Origin of the sequence: Neorhizobium sp. T25_13, assembly GCF_002968675.1 — a bacterium.
GTDB classification, from domain to species: Bacteria; Pseudomonadota; Alphaproteobacteria; order Rhizobiales; family Rhizobiaceae; genus Neorhizobium; species Neorhizobium tomejilense.
The window spans coordinates 1-425 of sequence record NZ_PVBI01000046.1 but is presented as its reverse complement, the minus strand read 5'-3'; the positions used below and the strand labels follow the sequence as shown (position 1 = coordinate 425).

Below are 425 nucleotides of genomic sequence, written 5' to 3'. Positions count from 1 at the left end.
ATGCAGGAACAACGTGCCAGCGCCTACGTTAAAATCCTGAGCAACTAATGGTTAAAACCCAACGTGTTGTGATCACTCCCGGCGAGCCCGCCGGGATTGGCCCGGACTTAGTTGTCCAGCTTGCACAGCGTGAGTGGCCGGTCGAACTGGTTGTTTGTGCCGATGCCACTCTCCTTACCGACCGGGCAGCGATGCTCGGTTTGCCGCTCACCCTCCGCCCTTATTCCCCCACCTCCCCTGCACAACCGCAAACTACGGGCACATTAACGCTACTTCCTTTCGCGCTACGTGAATCTGTCACTGCGGGGCAGTTAGCGATTGAAAATGGGCATTACGTGGTGGAGACGCTGGCGCGAGCGTGTGATGGCTGTCTGAACGGTGAATTTGCTGCGCTGATCACAGGCCCCGTGCATAAAGGCGTCATT

1 protein-coding gene is annotated in these 425 nt (G+C 57.2%); it reads left to right on the top strand.

Annotation, left to right across the window (positions count from 1 at the left end; genetic code table 11):
• Nucleotides 1–47 precede the first annotated feature (47 nt).
• Nucleotides 48–425: 4-hydroxythreonine-4-phosphate dehydrogenase PdxA (locus C5J22_RS30885; RefSeq protein WP_205837251.1), on the top strand; the 378-nt coding region annotated here is incomplete at its 3' end.